Annotated in this window: 28 protein-coding genes and 4 pseudogenes; 13 read left to right on the forward strand and 19 right to left on the reverse strand. The window is 65.6% G+C overall.

What is annotated here, in order from left to right; genetic code table 11:
• Positions 1-365: 365 nt before the first annotated feature.
• Genes AB0K12_RS42355 through AB0K12_RS42365 form a run of 3 tightly spaced genes read right to left on the reverse strand, consistent with a single transcriptional unit; the run spans position 366 to position 1802 of the window.
• Positions 366-932, reverse strand: coding sequence for a hypothetical protein (locus AB0K12_RS42355; protein WP_364573891.1), 567 nt, complete (start codon positions 930-932; stop codon positions 366-368).
• A gap of 28 nt (positions 933-960) precedes the next feature.
• Positions 961-1428, reverse strand: a complete 468-nt coding sequence (locus AB0K12_RS42360; protein ID WP_364573893.1) for a NucA/NucB deoxyribonuclease domain-containing protein — start codon at positions 1426-1428, stop codon at positions 961-963.
• 5 nt (positions 1429-1433) lie between these two features.
• A complete protein-coding gene (locus AB0K12_RS42365) occupies positions 1434-1802 on the reverse strand; it encodes a hypothetical protein (RefSeq protein ID WP_364573895.1) in 369 nt (122 codons plus the stop codon).
• Between the two features lie 903 nt (positions 1803-2705).
• Here AB0K12_RS42365 and AB0K12_RS42370 point away from each other — a divergent pair.
• The 6 genes and pseudogenes from AB0K12_RS42370 to AB0K12_RS42395 all read left to right on the forward strand — a co-directional run bounded on the left by AB0K12_RS42370 (position 2706) and on the right by AB0K12_RS42395 (position 6504).
• Positions 2706-3053 carry a hypothetical protein gene (locus AB0K12_RS42370; protein WP_364573896.1) on the forward strand — a complete coding sequence of 116 codons (348 nt, stop codon included), beginning with the start codon at positions 2706-2708 and terminating at the stop codon, positions 3051-3053.
• Positions 3054-3061: 8 nt separating this feature from the next.
• Complete coding sequence (locus AB0K12_RS42375; protein WP_364573898.1) at positions 3062-3688, forward strand: hypothetical protein; 627 nt, start codon at positions 3062-3064, stop codon at positions 3686-3688.
• Positions 3689-3894: 206 nt separating this feature from the next.
• Positions 3895-4452, forward strand: a complete 558-nt coding sequence (locus AB0K12_RS42380) for a winged helix-turn-helix domain-containing protein (RefSeq protein ID WP_364574109.1) — start codon at positions 3895-3897, stop codon at positions 4450-4452.
• Positions 4449-4778: a hypothetical protein gene (locus tag AB0K12_RS42385; protein ID WP_364573900.1), complete on the forward strand. Its 330-nt coding sequence runs from the start codon at positions 4449-4451 to the stop codon at positions 4776-4778. Before AB0K12_RS42380 ends, AB0K12_RS42385 begins: the two co-directional genes overlap by 4 nt.
• A 175-nt stretch (positions 4779-4953) precedes the next feature.
• Positions 4954-5930 (forward strand): annotated as a pseudogene (locus AB0K12_RS42390) (IS256 family transposase); the annotation flags it as partial.
• 58 nt (positions 5931-5988) lie between these two features.
• The gene (locus tag AB0K12_RS42395; protein WP_364574111.1) at positions 5989-6504 is read left to right on the forward strand and encodes an SMI1/KNR4 family protein; all 516 of its coding nucleotides are present in this window, start codon (positions 5989-5991) and stop codon (positions 6502-6504) included.
• Here AB0K12_RS42395 and AB0K12_RS42400 read toward each other — a convergent pair.
• The 9 genes and pseudogenes from AB0K12_RS42400 to AB0K12_RS42440 all read right to left on the reverse strand — a co-directional run.
• Positions 6502-6980 (reverse strand): annotated as a pseudogene (locus AB0K12_RS42400) (IS5 family transposase); the annotation flags it as partial. The gene AB0K12_RS42395 and the pseudogene AB0K12_RS42400 sit on opposite strands and share 3 nt — an antisense overlap.
• A 78-nt stretch (positions 6981-7058) precedes the next feature.
• Positions 7059-7889: a hypothetical protein gene (locus tag AB0K12_RS42405; RefSeq protein WP_364573902.1), complete on the reverse strand. Its 831-nt coding sequence runs from the start codon at positions 7887-7889 to the stop codon at positions 7059-7061.
• A gap of 925 nt (positions 7890-8814) precedes the next feature.
• Complete coding sequence (locus AB0K12_RS42410) at positions 8815-9789, reverse strand: hypothetical protein (protein WP_364573904.1); 975 nt, start codon at positions 9787-9789, stop codon at positions 8815-8817.
• A complete protein-coding gene (locus tag AB0K12_RS42415) occupies positions 9725-10117 on the reverse strand; it encodes a hypothetical protein (RefSeq protein ID WP_364573906.1) in 393 nt (130 codons plus the stop codon). Before AB0K12_RS42415 ends, AB0K12_RS42410 begins: the two co-directional genes overlap by 65 nt.
• Positions 10114-10305: a helix-turn-helix domain-containing protein gene (locus AB0K12_RS42420; protein WP_364573908.1), complete on the reverse strand. Its 192-nt coding sequence runs from the start codon at positions 10303-10305 to the stop codon at positions 10114-10116. The genes AB0K12_RS42415 and AB0K12_RS42420 overlap by 4 nt, the downstream gene beginning before the upstream one ends.
• Positions 10302-11915, reverse strand: a pseudogene (locus AB0K12_RS42425) (replication initiator). Before AB0K12_RS42425 ends, AB0K12_RS42420 begins: the two are co-directional and overlap by 4 nt.
• Positions 11916-12102: 187 nt before the next feature.
• Complete coding sequence (locus AB0K12_RS42430; protein ID WP_364573910.1) at positions 12103-12417, reverse strand: hypothetical protein; 315 nt, start codon at positions 12415-12417, stop codon at positions 12103-12105.
• Positions 12414-12680 (reverse strand): hypothetical protein, encoded by a 267-nt coding sequence (locus AB0K12_RS42435; protein ID WP_364573912.1) that lies wholly within the window; start codon positions 12678-12680, stop codon positions 12414-12416. The genes AB0K12_RS42430 and AB0K12_RS42435 overlap by 4 nt, the downstream gene beginning before the upstream one ends.
• Positions 12681-13106, reverse strand: a complete 426-nt coding sequence (locus tag AB0K12_RS42440; RefSeq protein ID WP_364573914.1) for a plasmid replication, integration and excision activator — start codon at positions 13104-13106, stop codon at positions 12681-12683.
• A gap of 190 nt (positions 13107-13296) precedes the next feature.
• On the opposite strand from AB0K12_RS42440, the gene AB0K12_RS42445 reads away from it, so the two are divergent.
• A complete protein-coding gene (locus AB0K12_RS42445; protein ID WP_364573916.1) occupies positions 13297-13689 on the forward strand; it encodes a hypothetical protein in 393 nt (130 codons plus the stop codon).
• Positions 13690-13702: 13 nt separating this feature from the next.
• Here AB0K12_RS42445 and AB0K12_RS42450 read toward each other — a convergent pair whose 3' ends face one another.
• Together AB0K12_RS42450 and AB0K12_RS42455 are read right to left on the reverse strand one after the other, a co-directional pair.
• On the reverse strand, positions 13703-14437 hold the full coding sequence (locus AB0K12_RS42450; RefSeq protein WP_364573918.1) for a GntR family transcriptional regulator: 735 nt from the start codon (positions 14435-14437) through the stop codon (positions 13703-13705).
• Positions 14438-14687: 250 nt separating this feature from the next.
• A complete protein-coding gene (locus tag AB0K12_RS42455; RefSeq protein WP_364573921.1) occupies positions 14688-14837 on the reverse strand; it encodes a hypothetical protein in 150 nt (49 codons plus the stop codon).
• Positions 14838-14896: 59 nt separating this feature from the next.
• On the opposite strand from AB0K12_RS42455, the gene AB0K12_RS42460 reads away from it, so the two are divergent.
• A complete protein-coding gene (locus AB0K12_RS42460) occupies positions 14897-16186 on the forward strand; it encodes a hypothetical protein (RefSeq protein ID WP_364573923.1) in 1290 nt (429 codons plus the stop codon).
• Positions 16187-16389: 203 nt separating this feature from the next.
• Here the strand turns inward: AB0K12_RS42460 and AB0K12_RS42465 are convergent, their stop codons facing one another.
• Positions 16390-16899, reverse strand: a complete 510-nt coding sequence (locus tag AB0K12_RS42465; RefSeq protein WP_364573925.1) for a hypothetical protein — start codon at positions 16897-16899, stop codon at positions 16390-16392.
• 304 nt (positions 16900-17203) lie between these two features.
• On the opposite strand from AB0K12_RS42465, the gene AB0K12_RS42470 reads away from it, so the two are divergent.
• Entirely contained in the window at positions 17204-17662 is a 459-nt protein-coding gene (locus AB0K12_RS42470) for a hypothetical protein (RefSeq protein WP_364573927.1), read from the forward strand.
• A 139-nt stretch (positions 17663-17801) separates the two neighbouring features.
• Here the strand turns inward: AB0K12_RS42470 and AB0K12_RS42475 are convergent, their stop codons facing one another.
• Together AB0K12_RS42475 and AB0K12_RS42480 are read right to left on the reverse strand one after the other, a co-directional pair.
• Positions 17802-18275, reverse strand: a complete 474-nt coding sequence (locus AB0K12_RS42475) for a DUF4279 domain-containing protein (RefSeq protein WP_364573929.1) — start codon at positions 18273-18275, stop codon at positions 17802-17804.
• Between the two features lie 697 nt (positions 18276-18972).
• Positions 18973-19968: pseudogene (locus AB0K12_RS42480) on the reverse strand (IS1380 family transposase); the annotation flags it as partial.
• A 221-nt stretch (positions 19969-20189) separates the two neighbouring features.
• Between AB0K12_RS42480 and AB0K12_RS42485 the strand changes: the two are divergent.
• Positions 20190-20498 (forward strand): helix-turn-helix domain-containing protein, encoded by a 309-nt coding sequence (locus AB0K12_RS42485; RefSeq protein ID WP_364573932.1) that lies wholly within the window; start codon positions 20190-20192, stop codon positions 20496-20498.
• Here AB0K12_RS42485 and AB0K12_RS42490 read toward each other — a convergent pair.
• Positions 20474-21367 (reverse strand): LysR family transcriptional regulator, encoded by an 894-nt coding sequence (locus AB0K12_RS42490; RefSeq protein WP_364573934.1) that lies wholly within the window; start codon positions 21365-21367, stop codon positions 20474-20476. The genes AB0K12_RS42485 and AB0K12_RS42490 overlap by 25 nt on opposite strands.
• A gap of 125 nt (positions 21368-21492) precedes the next feature.
• Between AB0K12_RS42490 and AB0K12_RS42495 the strand changes: the two genes are divergently transcribed.
• Together AB0K12_RS42495 and AB0K12_RS42500 are read left to right on the forward strand one after the other, a co-directional pair.
• On the forward strand, positions 21493-22002 hold the full coding sequence (locus tag AB0K12_RS42495; RefSeq protein WP_364573936.1) for a nuclear transport factor 2 family protein: 510 nt from the start codon (positions 21493-21495) through the stop codon (positions 22000-22002).
• Between the two features lie 34 nt (positions 22003-22036).
• Positions 22037-23344: an FAD-binding oxidoreductase gene (locus tag AB0K12_RS42500; RefSeq protein ID WP_364573938.1), complete on the forward strand. Its 1308-nt coding sequence runs from the start codon at positions 22037-22039 to the stop codon at positions 23342-23344.
• Between the two features lie 648 nt (positions 23345-23992).
• Here the strand turns inward: AB0K12_RS42500 and AB0K12_RS42505 are convergent.
• Positions 23993-24196, reverse strand: coding sequence for a hypothetical protein (locus tag AB0K12_RS42505; protein WP_364573940.1), 204 nt, complete (start codon positions 24194-24196; stop codon positions 23993-23995).
• A 19-nt stretch (positions 24197-24215) separates the two neighbouring features.
• On the opposite strand from AB0K12_RS42505, the gene AB0K12_RS42510 reads away from it, so the two are divergent.
• Positions 24216-25883 (forward strand): hypothetical protein, encoded by a 1668-nt coding sequence (locus tag AB0K12_RS42510; protein ID WP_364573942.1) that lies wholly within the window; start codon positions 24216-24218, stop codon positions 25881-25883.
• Positions 25884-25916: the final 33 nt, after the last annotated feature.

Consider the following 25916-nt stretch of genomic DNA (forward strand, 5'->3'; position numbering starts at 1 on the left):
CAGATTCCGGCAAACGCACCAAACCCGTGCTCTGATCAGCCACTACCGCCGACGAGGCGACCCGTTACCACGCGATCTACGGATGTAGTACCGGGAGCCCCGGTCCTGGAGCATGTGGCGGCGCTACATGACCGCAACGGATATACGCTGCTGCTGCTGCGGGTGTGGCTACTGGCTGGCGATCGGAATTTCTTGGAGTGGGAAGGGCTCACTCGAGCGCTGTCATCAGGGTCGATGTCTTGCGGGATTGAGGCTACAAGAGGGCGGTTGCTCCTCCGATCCCTGCAAGTGAGGCGGACGCGGACAGCTTCGAGGGCCCACTCCTGCTGGGATGGGCCCTCGTGCTGCGACGTTCGATGGCGCGCTCAGAGTCGCCCTCTGTCGCCGAAGGGATCAGTATTGGCGCTCGACCAGGCTCTGATCTGGTCAGACAAGCTAGCCTCCCCATGCTGCGTCTCCGCTGAGGAGAACCCCTCATCAGCGCTGACAGGCCAGGTCACGATCAGGAACTCCTCCATCGCGCTTGGGGTTCCACCTGTTGCTCTTGCCGAGTTCGGGCGGCGGGTATGGACGCGTACCCCGTAGCTTCCGGGCCCTCGCGGAGTCAGGACCGGTAGTTCATCTGGCGGGAAGTCCATGAAGCCCATCACCCGCATGAGCCCCGTGGAGGTCACAAGTTCGATCTCTGCAACCTTGTCCCAGCCGGACGACTGCCGCTCCGGTGGATGGTCCCATATCTGAACGCTCACTTGAACGGGACCGGTGTGCACGTCAGCCCAGATGGTTGCTGCGTCCTTTCGCGCCACCACTAGCCGCGCGGAGTCGCCCATCGGAGGCTCCGTATAGGTCTCCTCGTCTGCCGCCTTGATGAGCAATTGGTGGTAGGAGACGTGGACGACCGCTCTCGCTGTTGGAGGAATGTCAGAGCTCATGACACAAGGCTACCGTGGTAAGCCCCGGTTAATTGACGACTTGAATGTAGAAGGCATCCCTGGCAATGAGCCTGTAGTCCCGATAGAACCCCTTCAAATGGGCACCGCCAGCCTGGTTTTGTTCTATGGGGATAAGGCGCCAGCTATAGTCGCCGCCGCTCGTAGCCGCACCCTCCAGGGTCGAGGCTGGAGGATACTCATCACATTCCCAGCCGGCTGGACGAGGGCTGGGTGCATCCTGGCATGCGGTGTTGCGATTTTCGGTGATGTCTGACTGGTTCCTGATCCGATGCAGCGGATAGTTGTTGCCTGGCGTGGGCGGTGCGCCAGGAAGGCCCTCAGTCTGGGCATCGGCGATGTGGTTGGCGTAGCCTAGAAGGATCGACCGAGGGACCTTGTGAGTCCCCCAGAAGAGGGGGAAGACGCATCCGTAGTAGGCGATATCGCCGCCTGCGGCCATGTAGTCACAGCGGAGCGGCTCGAAGATTTCCGACACGACAGTTACCGCGTCCACTGCCAGCGGGGATGGATAAAGACAAGTTCGGCCTCGGGGGAAATTCCATTTGAGACTTCGACCTGAGTGCCGGAGAGCTGGCCTGAGAGTTCATGGTGAACTCTCTTGTATTCTCCTTCCACGAGCTCGGTCGGAGGGTAGGGATTTGTCATGACGCTACAGGGGCCGCCGCAGCCTGGGATTGCCGTGAATATGATGGCATAGCCTTGTCCGTCCAGGTCTTCCGCTCCGACCCATTGATCAAAGGTGATCTCGTTCTTTGCCGGGTTCGCGGTGATGAGGCTCCACAGATCGAGTTCGAACTTGCGCGCACCATTCAGGTACTTCGGCGGGCCGAGTGAGAGCTTGGACCGCATTGCGAGCGGCGGGTTCTGCTGGCTCGAAACAGATAGTGTAGGGCTTGCCTTCTGTCTGCGAGGGTTGCGTGCTCTGGCAGGTATCCTGAACTGCCGCTTTGCGCTTTGCTTTTGGGTTGACTCGGCCAGGTTCTTCGGATGGGCCTTGCCGATACTTTTCGAGTTTTGCGATGAGAGGGTTTCCGGGGTCGGTCATCGGAGGATTGGCTAAGGCTGGCGATGGCGCGAGAACGGCGAGGGCTAAGAGTGGGCCGATCATCGCTGTTAGTGCTGCTCGGAATCGCAAACCAGTATTCTCCCTTCCATGCCCGCCGGGGCATGCCTCATGGCCGTGAGACGGTAGCCCCAACGGAATGACCTTACGATAGATTGTTTATCTTGTGGTTGCGAGGCTTGACAAGCCTTGAATCGTTAGTGCATATGTAAGCGAGCATCTACAGAACTGCTATATAAGCGAACCGTGAGGGCGCGGCTACGTAGGGATGAAGTGTTCTCAGTAGGTGGAACGCGCGCAGGCTCATGAAGCTGACTGGTTGAAGGCGCGCGCAGATCTGTGGCAAATCCCACGCCCAATGCCGCGTTCCGCAGATGTGTAGCAGGAAAAGCACCCGGATATGTGCTCTGGGCTCCGGGAACGCTTGCGAGCGTGCCGATGCGGCGTGTCACTAGGCGTAAGCGTTGCGCCTGGTCAGGTGTCTGCGGCGGGGATGGCCTCGACGATTTTCGTCGGGGTCGGGATGTCGAGTTTGGCCAGGATGTCGCGCTGGGGTTTGGTCAGCTCGGCGCGCTGGCGGAAGGTACCGGTCGGGCCGGCTTCGCACCTCTGCCGGAACCTGGGTCAAGGTCACCGGCGTAAAGCGATGGACGGCAGCGCAGCAGGTGTATAATCTGACCGTCGCCGACGTGCATACCTACTATGTTGGGGTAGGTGGCGTTAGCGTTCTGGTTCACAATGCCGAGCGCATTCCTCCGTTTGTCACTGAGATGCTCAGAAGGATTAAAGACGGCAGCCTTGGGCCGCGTCTAAAAGCAGATGGCAGTTCAGACATCTATAAATATAGGGAGCCGAATCGGCGCACTGGGCTAGGGGGTGATCCGCGTAGAAATAAGTGGTGGGACGGGGCGGAGATCTACGGAGTTGAAGGAAATAATAGCTATATAATTCTCGAAAAGGATGGCAAATATATGTGGATCCAAACCACAACTTTAAAAACCTTAGATCGTTCTGCGACTAGCCTGCATTGCGAGTGAGTCATCCAATGAACGAGCAGTTGATCTCCGAACTCATGTCGAGCTTCGGCATGAAATTCCTTGGGCCCAGAAGGCGAACGGGAATTCCTACCTGGGTGGCGTCGCTGGTGACAAGTGTCGGCCCGAGCGAGGGACGCTATGATCGCACGGTCAGCCGCAGCAACCCCCATTCAGTCGAAATATTCAACCGTGACTGGTATGCGCTCTCGTCCGAGGCAGGGCTGTTTTCAGGCGAGCACCAATTCCTCGTATCGCTGAATCCAGGTATCGAGCCGGATTTTGACCGAGTTCGGGAGGCGTCCGATGACTCAACGGACCCGGCCTGGTGGGAATGCGAGTGGGGAGCGGTGGAGCTCCAAGCTGGATGGGATTTGGCTGGGCAAGGAGCAGCGTCCGGTGTCGTCGGCTCCGGGCACGGCTATCCCGGATTTGTGATGTCTTCTATGAGCGGCTCGGTATTCGTTGTCGGAACGGTTTGGCAAGAAGAAATCGGCGTTGCGGTGTTGCCGGAACCTTACTGTTCCTCAACGCTGCAGGAGGCAGCACGACGATATCTGGCAGGGCGTCGAACGGCTTCAGAGAGGGAAGACTTGAAGGCCTGGCTTGCTCGTGGTGAGGAGTTTCCTCCTACGTAGACCTTGAATAAGTGCTGTGCCTGCCGGAAATTCTATCCATGCGGGTCCAGGCTCGTGGAGAAGGCGATCGAGAAGCTGAATTCGTACGGTCATCCCGTCGTGGCCCGCAGCCTGCAAGTGGAACTCGGTGCCATCGTTAGAACCGCGTCCCCGCTACACAGGTTGAATTCGTAGAGTCATAGAGCCGTGACGGTCTGCCGTTGCTGGTGTACGACCGATGTATGCGGTACGGGCAACGAGGCGGGTACACCCCCGCAGAGCAGGAACGACGGGAACAGCTGCGGTTACAGGCGGCCGAATGGTTCGAGGACGCGCATGGCACCAGGCAGATCGCTCGTGAGCTGCGGGTCCACGAGCGGACGGTGGCCAGATGGCGCAAGTCCTGGCGAGAGGACGGCATCGAGGCGCTGCGCTCCAAGGGTCCGGTCTCACGCGAGAAGCTGACATCGGCGCAGTGGCAACGGCTGGAGACCGAGCTGAACCGGGCCCCCTTGGCGCACGGGTTCGGCGATGACCAACGCTGGACCCCGGGCCGGATCAAGACGCTGATCGGCCGGCTGTTCCACATCGGCTACACCATCGAGGGCGTCGGCAAGCTGCTACGACGGCACGGCTGGTCGGCACAGGTTCCCTCCCGGCGCGCGCTGGAACGCGACGAGCAGGCCATCGCCACCTGGGAGCAGGAGGTGTGGCCGGCCGTAAAGCCACCGCGGCGGACCTGGGCGCCTACATCTGCTTCGAGGATGAAGCAGGTCAGGGGTTGAGGCCGCCGAAAGGACGCACGTGGGCACCGCGCGGCGCCCGCCCGGTGGTGACGGTACGCGGCAGGGGCAGCGGCCGGGTCAACATCGCCAGCGTGGTCTGCTACCGGCTCGGACACCGCCCGCATCTGATGTTCAAGCTGCTCATCTACCACGGGCGTAAGGACGAGCCCAGGAGCTTCACCTGGAGCGACTACCGCGACCTCATCATGGCCGTCCACCAGCAGCTCGGCACGCCGCTCGTGTGGTGCTGGGACAACTTGAGCGTGCACCTGGTCGCCGAACTGGCCCGCTTCGCCGAGGCCAACGCCGACCGGTTACGCATCTGAGCAATGCTTGAGACCTGTGGATCGGTCGGGAAGGGGTGTACCTTCCCGAAGATCATGCGAGTCCTCAAGACATGACCGACGCGTCAACGTCGGTCGGGAAGGCACACCCGTGCTCACCGTAGTCCCTGACCCCGCTGGCGGCGACCGTGACGCGTCCGCCTCCAGCCTCTCACCCGTGCTGATCGCCGAGCTGGTGCGGGAAGGCGCCCGCCGGATGCTCGCCGAAGCGCTCAAGGCCGAGGTCTACGCCTACATCGCCGCCTTCGCCGGCGAACGCGACGAGGCCGGCCGCCGCCTGGTCGTGCGCAACGGCCACCATCAGCCCCGGACCGTGCTGACCAGCGCGGGCGCGATCGAGGTCCAGGCTCCACGGGTCAATGACAAGCGCATCGACGAGACCACGGGCGAGCGGCGCCGGTTCTCCTCGGCGATTCTGCCGCCGTGGTGCCGTAAGAGCCCGGCGATCACCGAGGTGCTCCCTTTGCTCTACCTGCACGGCCTGTCCACCGGCGACTTCGTGCCCGCGCTGGCCAGTTCCTCGGCACCGGCCACGGCCTGTCGGCGCCGGTCATCACCAAGCTCACCGAGCAATGGAAAGCCGAACAACGGGCGTTCGCCGCACGCGACCTGTCCGACATAGACTACGTCTACCTGTGGGCTGATGGCATCCACGTCAACATCCGGCTGGAGGAGCACAAGCTGTGCCTGCTGGTGCTGATCGGGGTGCGTGCCGACGGCCGCAAGGAACTCATCGCGCTGACCGACGACTACCGCGAATCGACCGAGTCCTGGGCGGACCTGCTGCGCGACTGCGCCCGGCGCTGCATGCGCGCCCCGGTGCTGGCCATCGGTGACGGCGCGCTCGGCTTCTGGTCAGCGCTGGCCGAGGTGTTCCCGCAGGCCAGAGCTCAACGCTGCTGGTTTAACAAGATCGCCAATGTGCTCGGGTCGCTGCCGAAGTCGGCCCACCCCGGCGCGAAGAAGACCCTTACGGAGATCTGGAACGCCGAGAGCAAGGACCGCGCGCTGGCCGCGGTCACCGCCTTTGAGGCCGCCTACGGCGCCAAGTTCCCCAAGGCCGTCGCCAAGATCACCGACGACGTCGAAGAGCTGCTGGCCTTCTACGACTACCCGGCCGAGCACTGGCGGCATCATGTACGGGTGAAAAGATAAGGGGTAGTGGGTGTTGCTCATCGCGCTGCGGCGTTTGGTGACTCAACTGGCCGCGTTGAAGCGTCCGATCGTTGCAGCACTTTCGCCAGGCCTCTCGTCTGAACAGGTTGAGTCAGAGCTTGGTTGCTCCGTTCCGGAAGACGTGGCAATCTGGTTCGGCTGGTGCAACGGCGTTGCATACTTTGCTGGACAGACGCAGGATGACGCGAACTTGATTCCTGGATATGCCCCGCTCTCCCTGTCTGAGGCCGTTGTGCTCAGAGAGTCGTATCCTGATGACCCGGTACTTGGCCCTGACTGGATTCCCCTGCTCGGCAATGCAAGTGGGGATTTCTATGCGGCATTGTGGAGAGGATCCGAGCAGCCACAGGTAGCCGGAGTTCTGTCGGGAGAGCCTACCGAAATAGAGTTTCAAAATATCGAACTCATGATTTCCGTTTTCAGCGAATGTTACTTTCGTGGCGCTTTCGGAGTTGATGAGCGGGGCATGTTGACTATGGATCCCGAGCTGTATGAAGTGGTTCACTCGGAGGTGGTCGGCCAGTACATGTAGCGCCAGGCTGTCGTGGACGTTGGCGGCGCTGATCGCGACAGCAAAGGGGCAGACCAGTCCGTTCGGTGACGAGGTGGATCTTCGACCCCTTCTAGCCGCGGTCGACAGGATTCGGGCCCGTCAGTTCCCCCTTTGACCGCCCGGACGCTGACCGAGTCGATCGCGCACCGCGACCAGTCCAGCTCGCCGCGCGCGCCGAGCTCGTCCAGCAAGATCCGGTACAACTTGGCTCACACGCGCGCGGTGCTCCACTCGGTGAAGCGACGGTGCATGGTCTGCCAGGATGCGCCGAACATCGGGGGCAACTGCCGCCAGGCGCACCCGGTAGTGGCCACGTACACGATCGCTGCCGGAATCGTCCGATCGTCCACCCGCCGTCGCCCGCCACCTTGCGGTCGCGTCGGCGCCGGCGGGACCACCCGCTGGAACAACTCCCACAACTCATCAGGCACCAGCCGCCGAAGGAAGGCATCCACGAAAGATCCAACGACCAAACCCCAAATGAGTCACGGTCTTAGAGCTCCGAAGTGCTGCGTTGTACGTCAGCTCGTCTATCACCAGTCGTCGGAGAGGAGGCGCTTGGGCGGGGCGGTGATCTTGACGGGGGTTCCCCAGTCTCGATAGATGATGTTCATCGTCATGGTCTCGGCGTCGCCGCCCTCCGGCCAGGTGAACTTCATGATGGCCTGGAAGCGTCTCGGCAGGTTGTCCGGGCCTGCCCAGAGCTTCCAGGTGATCTGGCCGCCGTGTACCCCCTCCTCTTCGATATCGAAGGAGATTCCGGCCTGCCTCTCCATCAGCTTGGTGACCGTCACCGTGCCGCTGTGGAGCGTTGTCTTCACGCCCTCGAAGGTTTCGCCGTCGGCGCTGGTCGCACCATAGGAGGCGACCAGTTCGAGAAAGCCTGGGTTGATTCCGTTGACGAGATCCTTACCCCAGACGACCCCGGCGAGGTTCTGTCCAGCGGTCCATTCCCCCAGCTTAGGTGGCGATTTCCAGATGTACTTGCCCTTATCGGAACGCACGTAGCTCTGGGAGTAGTAGTCCCGGCCTATGGTGATCTCCCGGGACCGGCCCGTCGCGGCCCGCTCGCGGGAGATCACCGTGAGGTCGGCGGCGTACATGCCTGAAGCGTTGAAGCGGTAGGCGCCGGAGATCTTGAGATCCTCCGACGGCGGAGGGCCGCCACGTCGCCTGACGGAGAAGCGCACGCTGCTCTTCTTCGCGAACTGCTTCTTGATCGCTTTGACGACGGAGCCGAGAGGCTCCGATGCGGGAACCGCGTGCACGGCGCCGCCGGGAATCGTTACGCTCAACAGGCCAGCCACGACCAGCGCGACGCTCATGCGCTTCATGCGTCGATCATCACAGATGATGATCTCCATCTCATCACGAGAGGTGTCGGCCCTGACGCTGTCGAACGCTCGGCGGGGACGTCATGCGGGGGCGGGCTTGGACGGAGCCAGCAGGAAAGAGGTGGCAGGGGCGAGCAGCGGCGCCAGCACGTCGTGCAGTATCTGCTGTGTTGTGCCTGGACGAAGGCATGGCTGTACGCGATGTTGCATGCCTGGCTCAATCGTCCGCGTCCTCCTTCCATGGTTGGGCAACCATGGAAGGAGGTATCCGTGGTCGCAAGGGCTCGGAGTGCTCGTGGTGGGTATCCCGGCCACAGGTAGAGATATCGCCGCTGTGCTCGGCACGTGCTCACACGCACGCCCGAACGATCCTTCCGGCACCCATGCGCGGGTCGCTGTCCTACCTGCCTTGAAGAACATGACGCCCACCGTTCAGGGGACAATCATTCGGGCGGCCGCGGGGGAATGGCCAATGGGGTGTCCGCCGTGCTCGGTGCGTGCTCGTGCGCCCCGTCACGTGTCGTCAGTTCCTGGCACTGCCGGACACGCGAAAGGTGTGGAGATGGCACGAACTGCCACCAGACAGCACTGCCTGACACTGAAAGATCTTGCTTCTAATCCGACGGTCGCAGGTTCGAATCCTGCAGGGCGCGCGTTCGAGACCAGGCAATTCACGGGTTGACCTGGTCTTTTGCATGATCGCTTCGGATGCCTCGTAGGCAGCGAGAGGCGGCCCGAAGCAGCCCTGTGCCACTCTTCACGGAACATACGCGGAATGCCCGCAGCCAGGTTTCCCCAGCTCGACCTGGGAGTTTCGCGGCCCGGAACGGCGAAAGGACCCTGAGGTGTCCCGGGGTCCTGCCGTAGTTCCTGTGTCACGCCGCGAGCGCTTCCAAGATGCGCCGGTTGGCGATCTCCTGTTGGCCGTCGATGCACTTGGCGTACACGCGGAGCATCACGTCCACGCCGTGTCCCGCTCTCTCGGCCGCTTCCGGGGCGTGCACGCCCGCGTTGAGCCAAAGCGAGACGGCAGCGTGCCGGAGGTCGTACGGCCGGCCCGCCAGGGGAGAGGCGACCTGGTCGGGAGTAAAGGCGGTGTCCAGGCTTCCTGCCAGACCTTCGCGTACGCCGAGCCTGAGATCACGCCGCCCGTGCGCGTACGGAAGAGCCGGCCGTCCTCGCCGACGCCGAACGCCGCGATGTGATCCCGCAGAATGGCCACGAGTTCGGGCGGGACGGGCACGGTGCGCGTGTGCTTCACGTCCCGATGCTTCAGCCCGCGCTCGTCGTGAGCCTGACCCGAGTCGGTGAACCGCCTGTTGCTCTGCGGCCTGGTCTTCTCCAGCGTCAGCAGCCCCCAGCCCTTCTCCGGGAGCTGACAGTCCTTCTGCCGCAGTCCCGCCGCTTCTGCCGGGCGCAGGCCGCCGAAGTACATGCAGGCGAACATGGCGGCCAGCATCGGCCCTCGTGATCGCCCCACGTAGGTCACCGCGGTGAGCAGTTCACGTGCCTGCCTTGGGCTGACCACTGAGCGCCGATCGATCTCGCCGCTCACCTTGGCCTTGCGGAACTTGACCTTGTGCAGCGGATTCGCCGAAAGCTCTTCCAACTCCACGGCGTACTCAAGCGCGTGGTGGAAGACGGCCCGCTTGCGGCGGTACGTCGAGGTGGCCGCAGGCTTGCCGTCCAGGCACAGCGCCAGGGCTTCCAGCGCCGCACGGGCGTGCTTGGTCTCTTCGAGAGCTGTCAGCGGGAGTGAAGCACCTTCCAACCAGCGGACAGCGCGGGCGATCTCCGGTGTCGGCTCACGCCGGCGATCCTCGGGCAGGAAGGAGTGCTCGCGCAGTGCCCGCCGGATGATCTCGTCAGACGGTCGGCCGGGTACGTCGCCGACCAGAACGCGGGTGACGGTGGCGAGAGTGTCGGTCATGCCTTCCCGGGACTTGGCCGCCGCTTGAGGCCACCAGGTGCGAACGTACGTGACGGCGAAGGCGTACCAGGTCCGGGCCATCCTTAGCCTTGACCATCGAAGCGGGAAGACCGCTATCTACGTCGAAGGCTTCGCCCTTCTTGGCCGCCTGCCGCAGATCGGACAGGAAGCCCTCGGCCAGGCCCTTGGTCTTGAAGGTTTGTGACTTCTCGCGGTTGCCGACCGTCCACCGCACGGTGTGGGAGACGACCCGAGGCTTCTTGCCGGGCTTGTCCGCTCGGGTGTTGGTACGGATATCCCAGAACTTGACCTTGTAGGAGGTGGTCATGCGGCGCTCCTGAGGGATTCGAGCCAGGCGTCGAGGTCGCTGCGGTAGATGCGGAGTTCGCCGTTGGGCAGGCGGATGCCGTTCGGTGCCTTGCCGATCTCTCGCCAGCGGTAGAAGGTGCGGCGGGAGACGCCGCCGAGTTCGTCGAGGACTTGAGTAACGGTCAACAGTTCGTCTCGCTTGGTCACGCCGCCCTCCCCATGTCCTCGGTTGCCGAAAGATCTCGACCGGCTGCTCTGGCCTCCAGCTCTCGCAAATGGGCTCGCCAGCGCTGCCGTACGGCCACGCTGCGCAGGAGGCGTACGGCGAGAGGTGGCACGTTGGCGTCTCCGGCCGGGACGGGCCGCCAGATGTAGCGGTGCGGATCTGTGGGTTGGTCGGCCTGACCGAGGGCTTCGAGGACCCAGGTACGGCGGTCCTGCTCGTGTTCGGCGAGGGTCTTGTTGGACCACTTGCGGCTGACGAGGATGCGGCGTCCGGCGTGGCCGAGGTGGTCGGGTTTGTGGGCCTTGCCACGGCAGCGGCCGGGCTGCATACCGGCTTTCGCGTTCTTGGGCTGGACGCCGTAGCGGAGCCAGTTCGGGCAGGTGGGTGAGCAGGGTTCGTAGCGGAGGGCGTCGAGCATGCGGGCGGCATGCTCGCGCTGGGCCTGGCCGCAGTCGAGGGCGTCGCCGATGGACTTGGTGAGGTACTTGGACAGGTAGCGGATGCACTGGTCCGAATCCGGGGTACCGGCCAAGACACCTTGGACATCGACCTGTTCGCCGAAGCGGATCACGTGTAGCGGTTCGGCGTCCTCATCAATCGCGTCGAGGGCTTCGTCCCAAATGGGCAGGACCTCGCCGCTCACAGGGTCGAGGTAGCCGGTGCCGTCCTGCCAGACAGGCAGGTGCTCGCCTTCGAAGAGGACTTCGTTCGCCTCGGGCCACCAGACCTGGTGGTAGGTCGCGGCGGCGATCTGCTTGATCTCTGCTCGTGGGAGCGTTCCACGGATGGCCGTGTGCAGGTGCGGGGCGAGCCGCTTCTGTGGCTCTACCGAGGAGAAGTACTGCACGTCATAGCCCGCGACCCGGCGCAGGTTCTGTACGAAGCGGTCCACGAGCTTGGAGAAGTGCAGGGCGTCTCGGGCGGCGCGCCGGTAGTCGTAGGTGTCGGGGTCGATGGGTACGCCGTCGCGGACCTTGCCGTACGAGGGCAGGGTGAGCGTGACGAACAGGGACGGCCGGTAGATCTTGCCGTCGCTGGCTTGGAAGGTGCGGCCCAGGGTGGTGTGGGCCATCTTGCGCTTGGGCAGGTCGGGTGCATCCTGGCGTCGCCGGGTGGAGCGGGAGCGCTTGGCGGTGGTGCGGCCGAGGACGTTGCCGCGCATGCCGGCGGCGTTGATCTCCTCGTCCAAGCCCGCGATGATCGCGTCGAGTTCGGTGGTGTCGTCGCCGGCCTTCTCGGCGGCGTCGCGCTGGGCTTGGTAGTCGGCGCGGAACTCCACCAGCCAGCGCTGTTCCTCGTTGGGTTCGTCGGGTGTGATGGTGGGTTCTTCGTCGAGGTGCCAGCCTTCGCGGCATTAAGCCTTGCGGAGCTGCTTGTTGCGCTTGGCACACGGCGGGCACTTGCTGTCGAGGGTGGCCCCGCACGGGACGTCGATGACCTCCCAGGTACCGGTGTGGGTGTCGAGGCGCTTGAGCGGGATCGGGCGGATGCAGACGCCGTGCTGCTTGGCGACCTCTACGAGTACGTCGCGGGCCATCGGCATGGCTTGGCGGACGGCTCGGGGGAGGGCGCGGTCGTGCGCATGCGTCATGCGTTCCTCCCTTCGTCGGGGTCGGTGACGATGAGTGCGGTCTGGCCGCACTCGGCGCACTCGACCAGGCCGCGTACGGGGTCGACAGCCGCTTGAACATAAGCTGGGGTACCTCTCGTGATGTGGAGTCAGGGGAGAACCGAGGGGCCGCCGGAAGTTGCCGCTTCCAGCGGCCCCGCCTTATCTGTCAGGCCGCCGTGTCGCCGGCGTCCTTGTTGGCCTGTTCGGCGTGTAGCTGCTCGCAGTCGGCCAGGTAGCGAGCAGCCGCGCTGAAGATGTCGCGGGCGGTGTTGAGGTCGTCGTCGGTGACCGGTCCGGCCTCGGTGGTGGAGATGTGCAGGTTCGCCTCGTGCGAGGTGAAGTCCAGGTAGGGGCGCGGGTTGCTGAGCAGGAGTCCGGCACGCACCTTGAGGCGCGCGGTGTGGAAGGAGACGCTGACGTGCGGCTCAGTGTCGGGCTGCATGGACAAGGTGACGTAGGTGTAGGGCCGGTGCTCGCTCATGCCGCCACCCCGCGTCCGTCCGGGAGGCCGTAGAAGCTGCGTTCTAGGGAGCGGGCGAAGCGCGATGCTTCGCGGGCGAGCTGGCGTGCGAATTCCAGGTCTTCCTTCGTGACGGCCCTGTGGGTGGTGAGCAGGACGGAGGTGGCGCCGAAGTCGAGCGCCAGGACGGGCTGACGGCGTGGGAACGGGTGGTTGAGCGTGTGGGCGGCGTGCCCGGTGGTCAGCCGGATCACGCTGTTGCGTGGTGTACGGCGTCGGGTCATTTAGGCGGCTTCCTTTCCGGCCGAACCCTTGCTCTGGGCGGGCTGGTTGAGCTGGCGAGGTGCGTGCATCTCCCGCACTTTGATCGAGTACGCGAGTCGTCCGGCCGCGTTGACGTACGGGGTGACGGTGATGCCGTCGAACTCGACCGGCGTGAACGGCAGCCCCGGCATGGGCTGCGGCGGAGTCGGCTGCACCGGGGTGAGGATCTTGACCGCCACGGTCTTCTGGGCGGGCTTGAGGGTCGGGTCACCGTCCATGACCGCGACCTGCCAGACCAGTTCGGCGGTCTGCTTGTCGCGGGCCTGCACGAAACGGCCGTTCGTCGAGGCGTCGAAGTCCTTGACGGGCTCGACCTCGCCGACGATGTAGCAGCCGTGCGGGAAGACCATGGCGAAGGTGACGGGGATAGGGCCTTGCAGAGCCATAACTACGGTTCCTCTCTTGGATGACAGGCACTCGACCTATCAAGTAGTCAGAAGATAACTCCGTAGCTTGCTAGGTCAAGTGACTAGGTGAGAGGTGACGTGCGTGTCACCACTGCGATAGACAGGCACCCAAGCCGATGGCCCGACATATGAGGAGGATCTGGTGCGAATCTTGTGGGGCTGCTTATCCGTGGTGGTGATCGTCCCGCTGATCGGGCTTTTCCTGCTGTACCAGATCCCCATGTGGCGCGACGATGCCCGCTTCGACGACTTCCGCGAGCGCGTCCTTGCTCATCCGCTTCCGCCCAAGACGCAAAGCGAGGGCAGTGCCCGAGCGACCTTCGGCAAGATCTCGGGAGGGAACGGCGACTACTGCGAGTACCGCGTACGGCGAGTGCTGCAGACCGGCCTGTCTCAGGGCGAGATCCGCACCTACTACAACGAGGCTCGCATCCGCGGGGCCGACAACGACGAACAAGCGCAGGTGTCTCTGCGGTTCGGTGAAGACACGGGAGACGGCCGGAAGATCACCGTGGAGGTCATCGACATCAGCCCCAGCGATTGGGACTGGCGCTGCACATAGCCGGACAGTTGAATCAGGCGACCGGGTAGGCGTCTTCCAGTTCGTGCCGGTCAGCAGGCAGCAAGACCTCGATGACACCAAGAGGCCGGCCGGAGGCATCACGGACGGCACCGAACACTGCCAGGAGCGGGATGTTCTTCGGCATGCCGAGCTGCTTGACCTCGTCGGCCGAAGGCATACGCGCGGTGATCTGCTCCACGATGTGATCGAACCGCACACCCTTGCGCGCCTGAAGATGCTCCCGGAACCCCTGCCGCAACGGCTCATCGCTGGTCAGGTCCGTACCTGAGGAGAGATCCAGCGGCAGCCACAGCGACACCAACTCGGTAGATTCGCCCTCACGCACGATCAGCCGCCGCCGGACGAACACCTTGCTCTTGGGCTGGAGATCGAGCAGCGCGGCGACACGATTAGGGGCGGTCACTGAGCCCACTTCGACGACCTCGCCGCTGGTGCCGGCTTCGGGGTTGGTCAGGTACGCCTGTCCGGGCCGCTTCTGCTCGATGGAGGCCATGGCCGGTCGGCCGCGTACGAAGCGGCCCTTGCCCTGCTGGGACTCGATCCAGCCCTGCTCACGCAGCACGCGAAGGGCGGCGACCACGGTGGGACGGGAGACGCCGAACTCTTGGATGAGCTGGTTCTCGCTGGGGAGGAGCGTGCCCGGTGGGTAGTCTCCTGCCTCGATGCGCCTCTGAAGAGTCTGGACAAGCTGCGCATACTTAGGCGGCACGGACTCAAGCGACATCATGACCGTCCAACAGCCGACAGGTTGTTTTACCAAGTTTGAGAGTAACCGGCGAACCACGCACTGTCCACGCGGTTGAGCCAAGGCGGGGAGCCGTACAGGAGAACCGGCAGGCAGCCCAGCGGCCGGGCGGGGAAAGAACGCCACGGGAGCCACCGCTGGGACTGCCTGCCGGTGGTGACGCGACGAGGCACGGCGGCCCCGATCCCTACCCCCTCCGACAGGGACTGCGCATGCCTCGGCGCGCCGGTCATCACCTGGCGGCGTATGCGGCCAGGAGCTTCGCCGCGCCCTCCGGATCGGAGGTCGGGTGCCGCTGCTCGGCGCTCTGCCAGGAGTAGTAGGCCCCGCCGTACCCGACGAACACCCACACCGGCAACCCGGGCTCCCGCTTGTGCACCATGAGAGCGGAGTTGTTCTCATTTCCCCTTTCGAGCCCCCAGCCGGGAGGAAGACCCGAAGATGCCCGACTACGTCCCTAACGTGCGACTACGCGCCTGGCGCAACGAGCATCGCCTCACCCGCGCGGAGATGGCCGACCGCATCAACGCCACCCCGGTAGGCGTCGCCGAACGCCTGGCATGCGACGAGGAACGGGTCCGCCGCTGGGAGGCCGGCGAAGTCCGCTGGCCCCGCACGCCGTACGGGCTCGCCCTGACCCAGCTCACCGGGCACGAGCCGGAAGCCCTCGGCTTCACCCAGACCAGACAGACCAGCAGCCGCCTCATCGAGGCCCAGGTCATCCCCGCCGACGCTCTTCGTGCCGAGGCCGAGTTGTACGGCACCATGGAACTCGCCCAGCAACTCCAGGCATCCGACGTCGGCACCGGCACCCTGGAAGCCCTCGCCGAGGCCGTCGATCTGCTCTGCCGCGCCTACCCGGTCGTACCCGCAGGCACGCTACGCGACCGCACCCAAAAGCGCCTGGCCCAAATCAACCGCCTGCTTCCCGGACGCCTCACCCTGGCCCAGCACCGCGAACTCCTCGTCATCACCGGCTGGCTCACCGCCCTACTCGGCTGCGTCCACTACGACCTGGGCGAGAGGGAAGAAGCCGAGACCGCCCGCCGCGCCGCCTTCGAGATGGGCCGCCAAGTTGAGCACGGAGAATTGATGGGGTGGGCACACGAGATGTCAGCCTGGTTCGCCCTCGTCGAAGGCCGCTACGAAGACGTCGTCACCGCCGCCCGGATGGGCCAAGCCGTCGCCGGCACCAGCAGCGCCATGGTCCAACTCACCCTCCAAGAAGCCCGCGGCCTTGCTCGCATCGGCGACCGCCGCGAAGCCGACCGTACCCTCACCCGCGGAGCCGAGGTCCTCAGCACCCTGCCCATGCCTGACCACCCCGACCACCACTTCGTCTTCGACCACGCCAAGTGGGTCTTCTACGCCGCCACCTGCTACACCTGGCTGGGCGATGATGACCGCGCCGAGGAACACGCCCGCGAGACCATCCAGATGCACCTTCGCCCTGACGGCAGCTCCAACGCACCGATGAGAGTCGCCGACGCACACATAGACCTTGGCATCGTCCACGCTCGGCGCGGCGATCTCGACGCCGCCGTTGAAGAGGGACTGGCCGCCTTCGACATCGATCGACGGTCCCTTACCGACCTCGTGCACCGTGCTGGAGATCTCGACCGCGTGCTACGGCAACGCTATCGACGCGAAGCGCTTGCCGAAGAGTTCCACGAACGGTTCGTCACAGCCCGCAGAGCCCTCACTAACCGCCGTCCGGACCTGCTCGATTGAGTGACAAACGGGACCACTTGCAAGCCCGCCGAATTGCCGAGTTGTTCTTTCGGGTATCAAGGCGGCGGCGCACCCGCCGCCGCGCGGCCCGAGCTTGCGGGCCGCGCGCTGCGCGTGCGGCCTGGGGGCCGTTCTCGCGCGCGCCCGCCACTCGGGCCGCATCGGTAGCTCGACCCCCGGCCCTCAAGCCCCATCAACAGTTGCTACACGCCCAGATCAGCCGGAGCTACCATCAGCACCACTCGATCAGCCTCGATATCGAACCCAAGATCCGGATGGCCAGGAGATCCCTCCGCACTCATCAACACGGACTTCCCGAGACACCGTCCGATCACGCAGAAGAACCGCACCAGGACGTTCAGCCGCTCTTGCCCCTGCAACTCTCTGAGATCGACGTCGAAGTCGATGGATTCCACTTGATACATCCGGAAAATAATCAGGATCTCAGGGATCGGCCAGACCTTCAGCACGGGCGAGAGGCTCAGCTCAGGCACGCCGCCGCCATCCACAGCCGCGACCATGTCAGCAGCCGAAGAAAGCTCCATCGGCTCGCCACCCACCGCGTAGGCGTGCTGCCAACCCTGCGCACGAACGAGATCCAGCAGCACCTGCCAGTCCTCGACAGTCGTCCCCTCTACAACCACATCAGGCAACGCTCCGTTGACCTCAGGGTCGAAGAGGACCTTCACGTCATCCCAAAGCAGGTCAGGCACAGCACTCATCATCCCTCAAGAACGCGCCTCCGGCGGGGGACTCCGGCTCCGGGGTGATCGCCGCGCGGACCTGAGGTCCGTAGATGCCTGAGGTGGAAGCTGATCATCCCGTCCGCCATCGACCCGGGACAAGCCGAGCAGACCAGGGCCACGGGGCCAAGGTCGTTCCTCCAGTTGGGGGCTCCACCTTGTCCCCGTGGCCCTGGCCCGCTTCCCCTTCGGGCGGGGCGAGGGCAGACGGGATGATCTCAGTGTCGAGCAGGCGGGGTGTGCGCAGGTGCGCGATCCATGTCACCCTGCGCCTATGCTCACCGTTCGCCAGCTCCTCGACTACCTCACCGGCTTACCCGACGAAACGCCCGTCGGGGTCGACGTCAACTCCGGAGGTTGGTATCTCCGCGTAGAAGAACTCAACGTGACCACCGCCCAAGATGCGACACCCGGTGGCGACCCTCTCGAAGGCACCGAGATCAATATCTTCTGGGAACCCGGCCAGCACGGCTGGACCATAGACGGCCCCTCCAAGACGCTCTTTACTCTGGACGACGTAGAAGAGCTGATCACTGAACGCGATGCGCTCCGCCAAGAACTGGCAGAGCTCCGAGCCGGCCTCTGTTTCTCTCTTCGCAAGCACCACAGCGAACCGGGGCCGCAAGGGCTCACCATCCGGTCCGTACTCACCGATCAAGAGATCTTCGCCGAGATCGAGCAACTCCGCACCATCGCCGCCGAGTCCCCTACCGAACCCAGCTCAGAGCTTTGATCGTCGTGCCATTAGCCAGGGTGACGAGGGGTCAACCACGGTCACTCATGACCGACCTCAGCCGCAGGTCAACGCCCCTACGAGCCGAGATCCCTGCAATTCCCAAGCAGACAGCGCGAGCTCGCTTCCCAACGCTCTACTACAGATTGTCTCCGTACTCGTCGACGTCGAGCTCGGCATGTGTGATCTGCAAGAATTTCAGGACACGTCGATCCAGATGCCACCCCAGTGGCCGATGCCGAGCCGGGATGCTAGGAAGCGCTGGCACCTCATGGGCGGCGACCTCGTCCTCTTCATCGCCAAAGAATCGAACCACTTGTAGGGTCGCCGTGTGTCCCGGTTCATGCCGATCCAACTCTTCGGCCACCGTGCCGATCACCTTGGCATAGGGTTCCAGCCGGTCGACCAGGGTCAAGATCATTTCGTCCACTGGCAGCGCTGAGGATCGTGGACCATTGACCTGCCAAATATGAACGGCAGGGCGGGGCGGTTCCAGCTTTCTACTGCCTCGGACCGTGGCCACGTCAGGCTCGAGGCCGAGCCGTGCCGCCATCTCCGCAGCGGACACACGCTCACTCTTGAGCGCGAAATAGACATACTGATCGACCTGCATGCGGTGACTCTAAACAATCCCCGAAGTAAGCAGGGTGGGATGCGCAAGCCTCGCCAGTAGTAGCCTGCTAGACCGATGGGTCGAGCCCGAGCCAAGGCTCCTCAAGGTGGCTCAAGAGGTAGGTGAACGGTTCAAGTCCCCCCTGCGACACAATGATCTCGTGCAGCGATTCGATGCAGCAGGAGCCGACCTGGTCCCTGGCCAACGGGTCCGAGTTCGAGTGACCCAGCAACACCCGTGGGGTGTCATGGTGGAGATCCTCGGTCATGAGGGCATCGGTGCATCGATCGATGGCGCGGCGATCGACAGTCCCTCCGGCGTCGGCCGGGCGTGGCTTGGTGAGTATCCGGCTGTCGGGACGGAGGTGGATGCCGTGGTGCAAGAGATCCGTCGATGGAGTCCACCGGCATGGGCACGCCTGACGATTCGATCTCAGGACCTTCACAGCTTTCAATGGCTGTGCGACTTCTGCGGCACCCCCACCGTCCTCAGTCCGGGAGGCGACGGTGTGACCATGGATGTCAGGAGCGCGGACGGTCCTGGCAGCCATGCCATCGTCACGCATCGGGAATGTCTGAGAAGCCGTCTCCATGAGTCGAGCAGCGAGCGCGCGCGTGTCGACTCGGTAGGCCGGCGATGAGCGACGGCTGCATTGATGGGCCGCCACTCCGCGCTTGGCGACCAGGGCCCCAATGGGGAAGCAGGTGACGCGGCAGCCGTCGACGTCGGTGAAGCGCAGCTGTGCGCCGGGGTGGGGGCGTTCCTTGCGGGCGATGACCCGCATCCCCTTCGGCCAGCCCGGCAACTTCAGCAGGCCGGTCAGCTCGGCCACCCAGGCGCCGGGCCGTACCTGCCGGTCGGCGTCGTAGGCGGGCGTCCACGCGGACGTGGGCAGGCGCAGGACCGCTTGCTGGATTTCCTCGGTCAGGGTGAATCCGATCGAGTACGACAGCCGCCGGCCCGGCTTGGTCAGCCAGGCCAGGAACTCGTGGGTGCCGCCGCCGGAGTCGGTGCGGATCAGCACCTGGCGGCGGCGGTGCTGGGGCAGCTGGGCCAGGGCCAGCCGTGTGGCCTCGATGTGGTCGGCGGCGGTGTTGGAGCCGGCGTTGCCCGGCCGCAGCACGATGGCCAGCGGTTCGCCGGAGGCACCGGGGCCGTGGTCGGCGAAGACGGTCATCGGGTGGAAGCCGAAGGTGTGTTTCCAGGTCGGGGCGGCGTGCTGTTTGTCGGAGTGGGCGATGACGATGGTGGCGTCGAGGTCGATGGGGATCAGCTCGCCGTCGCTGCCCGGCGCCGCAGGTCCGGCCAGGTCCCAGGCGCGTTCGCGGGCGAGGGCGCGGGCCGCACGCAGGGCCTTGAGCGCCTTGCTCTCATCGCGGGCGAGGTGGTTGATCAGGCGAGAGACGGTCGGGTCGGATGCCACCGGGCCGAACAGGTCGGGCTGGGCACGCAGCAGGGCGATGTCGGCCAGGCAGTCTCCGCCGAGGGCGAGGGCGACGGCCAGATCGGCCACGATTTTGCCGGGGTCGTGCACCGCTCGGGCTGGTCGCCAGCGCTCCAGCTGGGCGGACAGCGCCCGGTCCAGGCCGGTGACGTGCAGGGTCTTGAGCAGCAACAGGCTCCCGGCATGGGACAGCAGCCCGGTGCCGTCGGCGGAGGCGATGATCGTGCGGTGGGAGGCGATAGTCTTCACGTGGAAAGTGCTTCTTGATCTGGCGCGGACAGGACTCTAGACAAGCCCCATCCTCCCAGCTCAGAAGCACTTTTCTCATGTAGTTGATCAACCCTCGCAAAATTCACCGCGAAAGCCCGAGGTTAGAACCGCGTCCCCGCTACACAGGTTGAATTCGTAGAGTCATAGAGCCGTGACGGTCTGCCGTTGCTGGTGTACGACCGATGTATGCGGTACGGGCAATGAGGCGGGTAAACCCCGCAGAGCAGGAACGACGGGAACGGCTGCGGTTACAGGCGGCCGAATGGTTCGAGGACGCGCATGGCACCAGGCAGATCGCTCGTGAGCTGCGGGTCCACGAGCGGACGGTGGCCAGATGGCGCAAGTCCTGGCGAGAGGACGGCATCGAGGCGCTGCGCTCCAAGGGGCCGGTCTCACGCGCAGAGCCACGTACAAGTAGACGTGCAGAGATGATCGGCGGGTCTGTCCCGGCGCCGAAGAGTCCGCCGAACGGTGGACGCCGCCGTCAGGAGGAGCTGACCAGGTCGTGAGCGGCCCGGGCGAAGGCGTGGACCCGAGCGGTGGCGCCGGCGGTCCGCCACAGCAGGCCCCATCGCAGTGGCGGGGCGTCGCTGATGGGGATGTAGGCGACGTCGGGGCGTGCGTAGTAGCGCCTGGCCTGGGCGCCGACGGGGAAGGCGCCGTGTCCGGCGCCGATAAGGGTGAGCATCTCGTTGAACGTCGAGGCCGAGGGACCGGGATCGATCGGTCGTCCCGCAGGAGTGGCGCGCGGAGTGCGATCCTCTCGCAGCGAGGCGGGCAGGGTATCCGGTAGCTGGAGGAGCTTCACCCTGGACAGATCGTCGAGCGAGACCGACGTACGGCGGGCGAACGGATGCTGGAACGGTACGGCGAGCATGCGCATTTCGGACACCAGCACTGGACCGGTGACGATGTCCGGCTCGTCGATGGGGAACGTGCCCAACGCAAGATCCACCTGGCCATCGCGCAGCCAGGGCATCAGATCGACCATCTGCGCTTCGCGGAGCCGAACATCGCAGTCCGGCAGGCGACGGCGGAACAACTCGGCGACCCCGGCGAGCAGCTGCCCGCCCGCCGCGCCGACGAAGGCCACCCGCAGGGTGCCGGTCAGGCCGCGGCCGGTGTCGATCGCCCGCGCGAACGCCGCGGCGATCTGGTCCCAGGCGGGCCGGACCTCCTCGTACAGTTGCCGGCCCACTGCGGTCAACTCCACCCGGCGGCTGGTACGGGTGAACAACGGCACCCCGATTCGGCGCTCCAGCTTGGCGATCGTTTGGCTGATCCGGGCGGTTGACACGCGCAGGCGCTCGGCGGTGCGGCCGAAGTGCAACTCCTCGGCCAGAGTCAAGAACGCCTCCAGCTCGTGGCGCTCCAGCATGGCACCCCCTCAGATCGTTAACTTCCGCTTCACGATCCTTGCACAGGGCCGCATTGATCGCCCCCTCGCCCCCAGACGACAGTGGATCGCACCAATCGTTACTGTGACCTGCACGGGAGCAAGCAATGTACGTCACCGCAGAGCACGCCTTGTCCGCTCCGGCCACCGACGCGGACGCAGTCGTCGAGGAATTGCGGGACCGCGCCGAGATCCTCGACGCGCTGTACCGGTTCGGCCTGGGCCAAGACCTGAAGGACAAGGCCCTGTTCGCCTCGGCCTTCGCCGCCGACGCCGAGCTGGACTTCCGCCCCGCCGCCGCCAAGTGGGACGGCCGGCCACCGGTGATGTCCGGGCGGGACACCATCGTCACCACCATCCTGACCATGTTCACCGATCGGGTGGACACCACCCACCAGGTCACCAACCCTCGTATCACCGTGGACGGCGACACCGCACGGCTGACCGCCCTGGTAGAGGCCCAGCATCTGCTCACCGCCGACCACACCGCCTTCGCCCTGCTGAAGAACCCCTACGACGCCGAACTGGTCCGCGACGGCCGGCGCTGGGTCATCCACCGCCTGCGCATCGACAACGCCTGGTACACCGGCGACCCCACCGCGATCTTCGGCAGCTGACGATCCCCTCCCTCCACCCAAGATCGGAAGAAAAATGATCACCAAGGTCAACGACCTGCGCACCCTCGTCCGCGGACGGGTCCTGCTCCCCGGAGACGACGGTTTCGACCAGGCCCGGCGCCCCTGGAACCTCGCCGTCGAACAGGCTGTTCCAGCCGTGGTCGAAGCGGCCGACGCCGCCGACGTCGCGGCCGTGGTCCGCTTCGCCCGCGCTCGCGGAATGGCCGTCTCGGCCCAGCCCAACGGCCATGGCGCCACCACGAACCTGGACGGCGCCATTCTGCTGCGTACCCGCCGTCTGAATTCCCTCCAGATCGATCCGGTCGCCCGACGCGCTCGCGTCGGCGCGGGCGTGTCCTCGGGCGACCTCCAGGCCGCCGCGGCGCCGCACGGCCTGACCGGCCTGCCCGGCAGTTCCCCGGTCGTCAGCGTCACCGGTGTCGTCCTCGGCGGCGGGCTCAGCTGGTTCGGCCGCAAGTACGGCTGGGTCGCCGACAGCGTCACCGCCTTCGACATCGTGGACGCCGAAGGACGACAGCGGCGCCTCACCGCCGACACCGACCCCGACCTTTTCTGGGCCATGCGCGGCGGTGGCGGCTCCTTCGCGATCGTCACCGCCCTGGAACTCTCCCTCCACCGCGCTCCGCACCTGTACGGCGGCCGCATACTGTGGCCCACCGAGCACGCCCCGGACGTGATGGACGCCTACCGCCAGGTCACCGCCACCGCCCCCGACGACCTGACCCTCTGGCTGGACCTGCTGCACTTCCCCGGCTCCGACCCCATGATCGCCGTCGATGCCGCCTACCTCGGCCAGGCCGCTGCGGCCCGCGACCTGCTCAGCCCCCTGGACCGCCTGCCTCGCCCCCTCGCCGACAGCAGGCGGACCATGACGGTTGCCGAACTCGGCACCATCACCGCCGAACCCACCGACCCCGGCGCGGGCTCCTCACGCGCCGAACTGCTCACCGAACTGGACGACACAGCGGTCAAGACCCTGCTGGCCGAGCCGATCGCCCCGCTGATGAGCGTGCAGATACGCCACCTGGGCGGCGCGTTCACCCGCCCGTCCGACGGCCCTCACGGCCCACTGGCCGAGCCCTACGCGCTCTACCTGTTCGGCGTGCCGGCCGACCCGGCAACAACCGAGGCCATCACCGCCAAACAACGCGCGCTCGCCGACGCCCTCCCGGTGAGCGGACGCAAACCCTTCACCTTTCTCAGCCCCGGTGAGACACCGGCCGACGCATTCCCTCCCGCTGCGCTCCATCGCCTTCGCGACCTCGCACGCCACTACAACCCGCACGACACCTTCCGCGCCAACTTCCCCATCTCTGGCTGAAGGCATCCCCCTTTGTGCCCGTCAGACGGCTGAACAACGAAATCCCGCCGCCGGCACCTCTGCACGTTCACGTGTACGTGGCTCTGCACTTCAAGCAGTACGCCGGCACCCGGCCTCCGGCGCCGGCACGCCACTTGTAGGAGCCGGCCCGGTTGAGGTCGATCACCTGGCACAACCGCTTCACCTCCAAAGTGCCCCCCGGCCAGAAGCAGCCCTGTGGCACTCTTCACGGAACGTGCGCGGAATGCTCACAGCCGCGTTTCCCCAGGTCGGCCCCGGAGCTTCGCGGCCCGGAACGGCGGCAGGATCCCGAGGTGTCCCGGGGTCCTGCCGTAGCTCCTGGGTCACGCCGCGAGTGCTTCCAAGATGCGCTGGTTGGCGATCTCCTGTTGGCCGTCGATGCACGTGGCGTAGACGCGGAGCATCACGTCCACGCCGTGTCCCGCTGTCTCGGTCGCTTCCGGGGCATGCGCGCCCGCGTTGAGCCGAAGCGAGACGGCAGCATGCCGGAGATATTACGGTCGGCCCGCCATAGGAGAGGCGACCTGGTCGGGCCGCGAAGGCGTACATGCGGGCTTCCTCCCAGACCTTCGCGTACGCCGAGCCCGAGATCACGCCGTCTGCGCGCGTTGGAAGAGCCGGCCGTCCTCACCGGCGCCGAACGAGCCGCCCAAGCCCGGCAAGGTCTCCTACAGCCCGGCCAAGAGCTTCGCGCAGGCTTTCCTCAAGGGCCAGCCGCACAAGGCGGCCATCGCCACCACCCTGTTCAAGGACCGCATCCAGAAACTCGGCGACCAGCCCTTCACAGCGATGCCGCAACATGCGAATATACGTTCGAAGAACAAAGATCATCTTTTGGAACGGAGTGCATGTGCGTCCATCAGCCTCTGAACGCGTCGGCCGATTACTCGCCTCGGCCGGGTCCCTGCTCCTGGCGGCGAGCCTGCTCGGTGCCCCAGCCCCCGCCGCTGCGGCCGCCGATCTCGTCGTCGACCTCGGGGTCACGGGCAAAGGCGGGGACCTGGTGGCCGGCCACGGCAAGGTCTTCGTCGCCGCCGACGACCGGATCGTGGTCACGCACCTCGACGGCGAGGCCGTCACCACGATCGGCGGCCTGTCCGGAGTCACCGCCCTGTCCGCGCCGGACGGCGCCAGGAAGGTGTACGCGACGCTGAGCGGCACGCATGAGGTGATCGAGATCGACACCGCCACGGTCGCCGTCACCCGGCGCATCGATCTGTCCGCGTATCCATGCCCGTCCACGCTGGCGCAGGCCCACAACCGGTTGTGGATCGGATACGGCTGCGGCGGGGCGGGTGAGGGAGGGGTCGTCGCGCTCGATGTGCGGGCCACCCCCATCCTCGTCAAGGTCGGGCCCCCCACGACCCGGCCTCCGCTGGTCGCGGTCGCCGGCGCCTTCCTCGCCGTATCGGAGCCGGGAGTCAGCCCCGCCACCGTCAGGCTGTACGACGTCAACCGCGACCCTGGCAACCCGCTCGGCGAGATCGTCGGCGACGCGGACGCGCTGCCGGCCCTCGAGGACCTGGCCCTCGCCTACCAAGGGTCGGCGGTGCTGCCGGTGCCGTCCGGTGCCCACCGCTTCGACGCCTGGGACACCACGACCTTCGACCGGGTCCACGCCTACGACGAGAAGGGGCCGGCCGGGCACGACCTGGCCGCCACCGTCGCGGCCAGCGAGAACGGCTACTACGTCGTGGGCGGCTGGAACTCCGCCGCGGGTGACGCGGCGGAGCTCGTGGTCTACGACGCGACCACGAGAGGGGTGATCTACACGGCCGGTCACCAGGGAAAGGCGCTGGTGCCGGGCAGCATCGGCTTCTACGGCATCTACACCTTCGCAGTGTTGAAGGAGCCCGGCACCGGGCGCATGCACCTCTGGCGGCTGCCGTCCGCGCCCTACCACTCCTCGGCCCTGACCCTGACGGCGCCCGCCGAGGCGAACGCGCTCAAGCCGCTGACCATCAGCGGACGGCTCACGCTCAGTACCGGGGCGACCCCCGGCGTGCAGACGCTCGAAGTGTACAGCTGGCTCCCCGACGGCACCGACCGGCCCTTCCGTGAGGTCACCACAGCAGCGGACGGGACCTACGAGTTCACCGACATCCCACCGGGCATCGGGGTGTTCAGGTATCGACTGTCCTGGCCGGGCAACTCCTGGTACTACGGCGCCTACGCGACCGCGACCGTCACGGTGGCCAGGTACGAACCGGCGCTCACCGTGACCGGGCCCGCGACAGGCGTCGTCGGCGAGGTGCTGGAGTTCAGCGGCACCTTTGCCGCCGAGGGCGTCGTCTACCCGCGCACGACGGTCACCGTCAGCCGCAGGGCCGTCGCGCCGGACGGCACCGTCACCACCAAGGGTCAGAAACTGGCCGCCGCCACCGACGGGACGTTCGCCTTCACCGACACGCCGGCCACGGCCGGGAAGCACACCTACACCGTCACGCTGGTCGGGAGCTCGACCGTCAAGGGAACGAGCACCAATCACGTGGTCACCGTCGTCGAGCCGGCGGGATAGCGTCCCAGGGAGCCGGGGCCTACCTCTCGTAGG

The sequence above is a fragment of the Nonomuraea sp. NPDC049419 genome, from assembly GCF_040676995.1.
Classification (GTDB): domain Bacteria; phylum Actinomycetota; class Actinomycetes; order Streptosporangiales; family Streptosporangiaceae; genus Nonomuraea; species Nonomuraea salmonea.

What these genes read in the sequence shown, in the direction of transcription:
- AB0K12_RS42355 (WP_364573891.1), bottom strand. Translation starts at nt 932, where the DNA reads ATGAGCTCTGACATTCCTCCAACAGCGAGAGCGGTCGTCCACGTCTCC.
- AB0K12_RS42365 (WP_364573895.1), bottom strand. Translation starts at nt 1,802, where the DNA reads ATGCGGTCCAAGCTCTCACTCGGCCCGCCGAAGTACCTGAATGGTGCG.
- AB0K12_RS42375 (WP_364573898.1), top strand. Translation starts at nt 3,062, where the DNA reads ATGAACGAGCAGTTGATCTCCGAACTCATGTCGAGCTTCGGCATGAAA.
- AB0K12_RS42405 (WP_364573902.1), bottom strand. Translation starts at nt 7,889, where the DNA reads ATGGAGATCATCATCTGTGATGATCGACGCATGAAGCGCATGAGCGTC.
- AB0K12_RS42410 (WP_364573904.1), bottom strand. Translation starts at nt 9,789, where the DNA reads ATGACCGACACTCTCGCCACCGTCACCCGCGTTCTGGTCGGCGACGTA.
- AB0K12_RS42415 (WP_364573906.1), bottom strand. Translation starts at nt 10,117, where the DNA reads ATGACCACCTCCTACAAGGTCAAGTTCTGGGATATCCGTACCAACACC.
- AB0K12_RS42430 (WP_364573910.1), bottom strand. Translation starts at nt 12,417, where the DNA reads ATGAGCGAGCACCGGCCCTACACCTACGTCACCTTGTCCATGCAGCCC.
- AB0K12_RS42435 (WP_364573912.1), bottom strand. Translation starts at nt 12,680, where the DNA reads ATGACCCGACGCCGTACACCACGCAACAGCGTGATCCGGCTGACCACC.
- AB0K12_RS42440 (WP_364573914.1), bottom strand. Translation starts at nt 13,106, where the DNA reads ATGGCTCTGCAAGGCCCTATCCCCGTCACCTTCGCCATGGTCTTCCCG.
- AB0K12_RS42450 (WP_364573918.1), bottom strand. Translation starts at nt 14,437, where the DNA reads ATGATGTCGCTTGAGTCCGTGCCGCCTAAGTATGCGCAGCTTGTCCAG.
- AB0K12_RS42455 (WP_364573921.1), bottom strand. Translation starts at nt 14,837, where the DNA reads ATGGTGCACAAGCGGGAGCCCGGGTTGCCGGTGTGGGTGTTCGTCGGG.
- AB0K12_RS42460 (WP_364573923.1), top strand. Translation starts at nt 14,897, where the DNA reads ATGCCCGACTACGTCCCTAACGTGCGACTACGCGCCTGGCGCAACGAG.
- AB0K12_RS42470 (WP_364573927.1), top strand. Translation starts at nt 17,204, where the DNA reads ATGCTCACCGTTCGCCAGCTCCTCGACTACCTCACCGGCTTACCCGAC.
- AB0K12_RS42475 (WP_364573929.1), bottom strand. Translation starts at nt 18,275, where the DNA reads ATGCAGGTCGATCAGTATGTCTATTTCGCGCTCAAGAGTGAGCGTGTG.
- AB0K12_RS42485 (WP_364573932.1), top strand. Translation starts at nt 20,190, where the DNA reads ATGAGGCGGGTAAACCCCGCAGAGCAGGAACGACGGGAACGGCTGCGG.
- AB0K12_RS42490 (WP_364573934.1), bottom strand. Translation starts at nt 21,367, where the DNA reads ATGCTGGAGCGCCACGAGCTGGAGGCGTTCTTGACTCTGGCCGAGGAG.
- AB0K12_RS42495 (WP_364573936.1), top strand. Translation starts at nt 21,493, where the DNA reads ATGTACGTCACCGCAGAGCACGCCTTGTCCGCTCCGGCCACCGACGCG.
- AB0K12_RS42500 (WP_364573938.1), top strand. Translation starts at nt 22,037, where the DNA reads ATGATCACCAAGGTCAACGACCTGCGCACCCTCGTCCGCGGACGGGTC.
- AB0K12_RS42505 (WP_364573940.1), bottom strand. Translation starts at nt 24,196, where the DNA reads ATGATCTTTGTTCTTCGAACGTATATTCGCATGTTGCGGCATCGCTGT.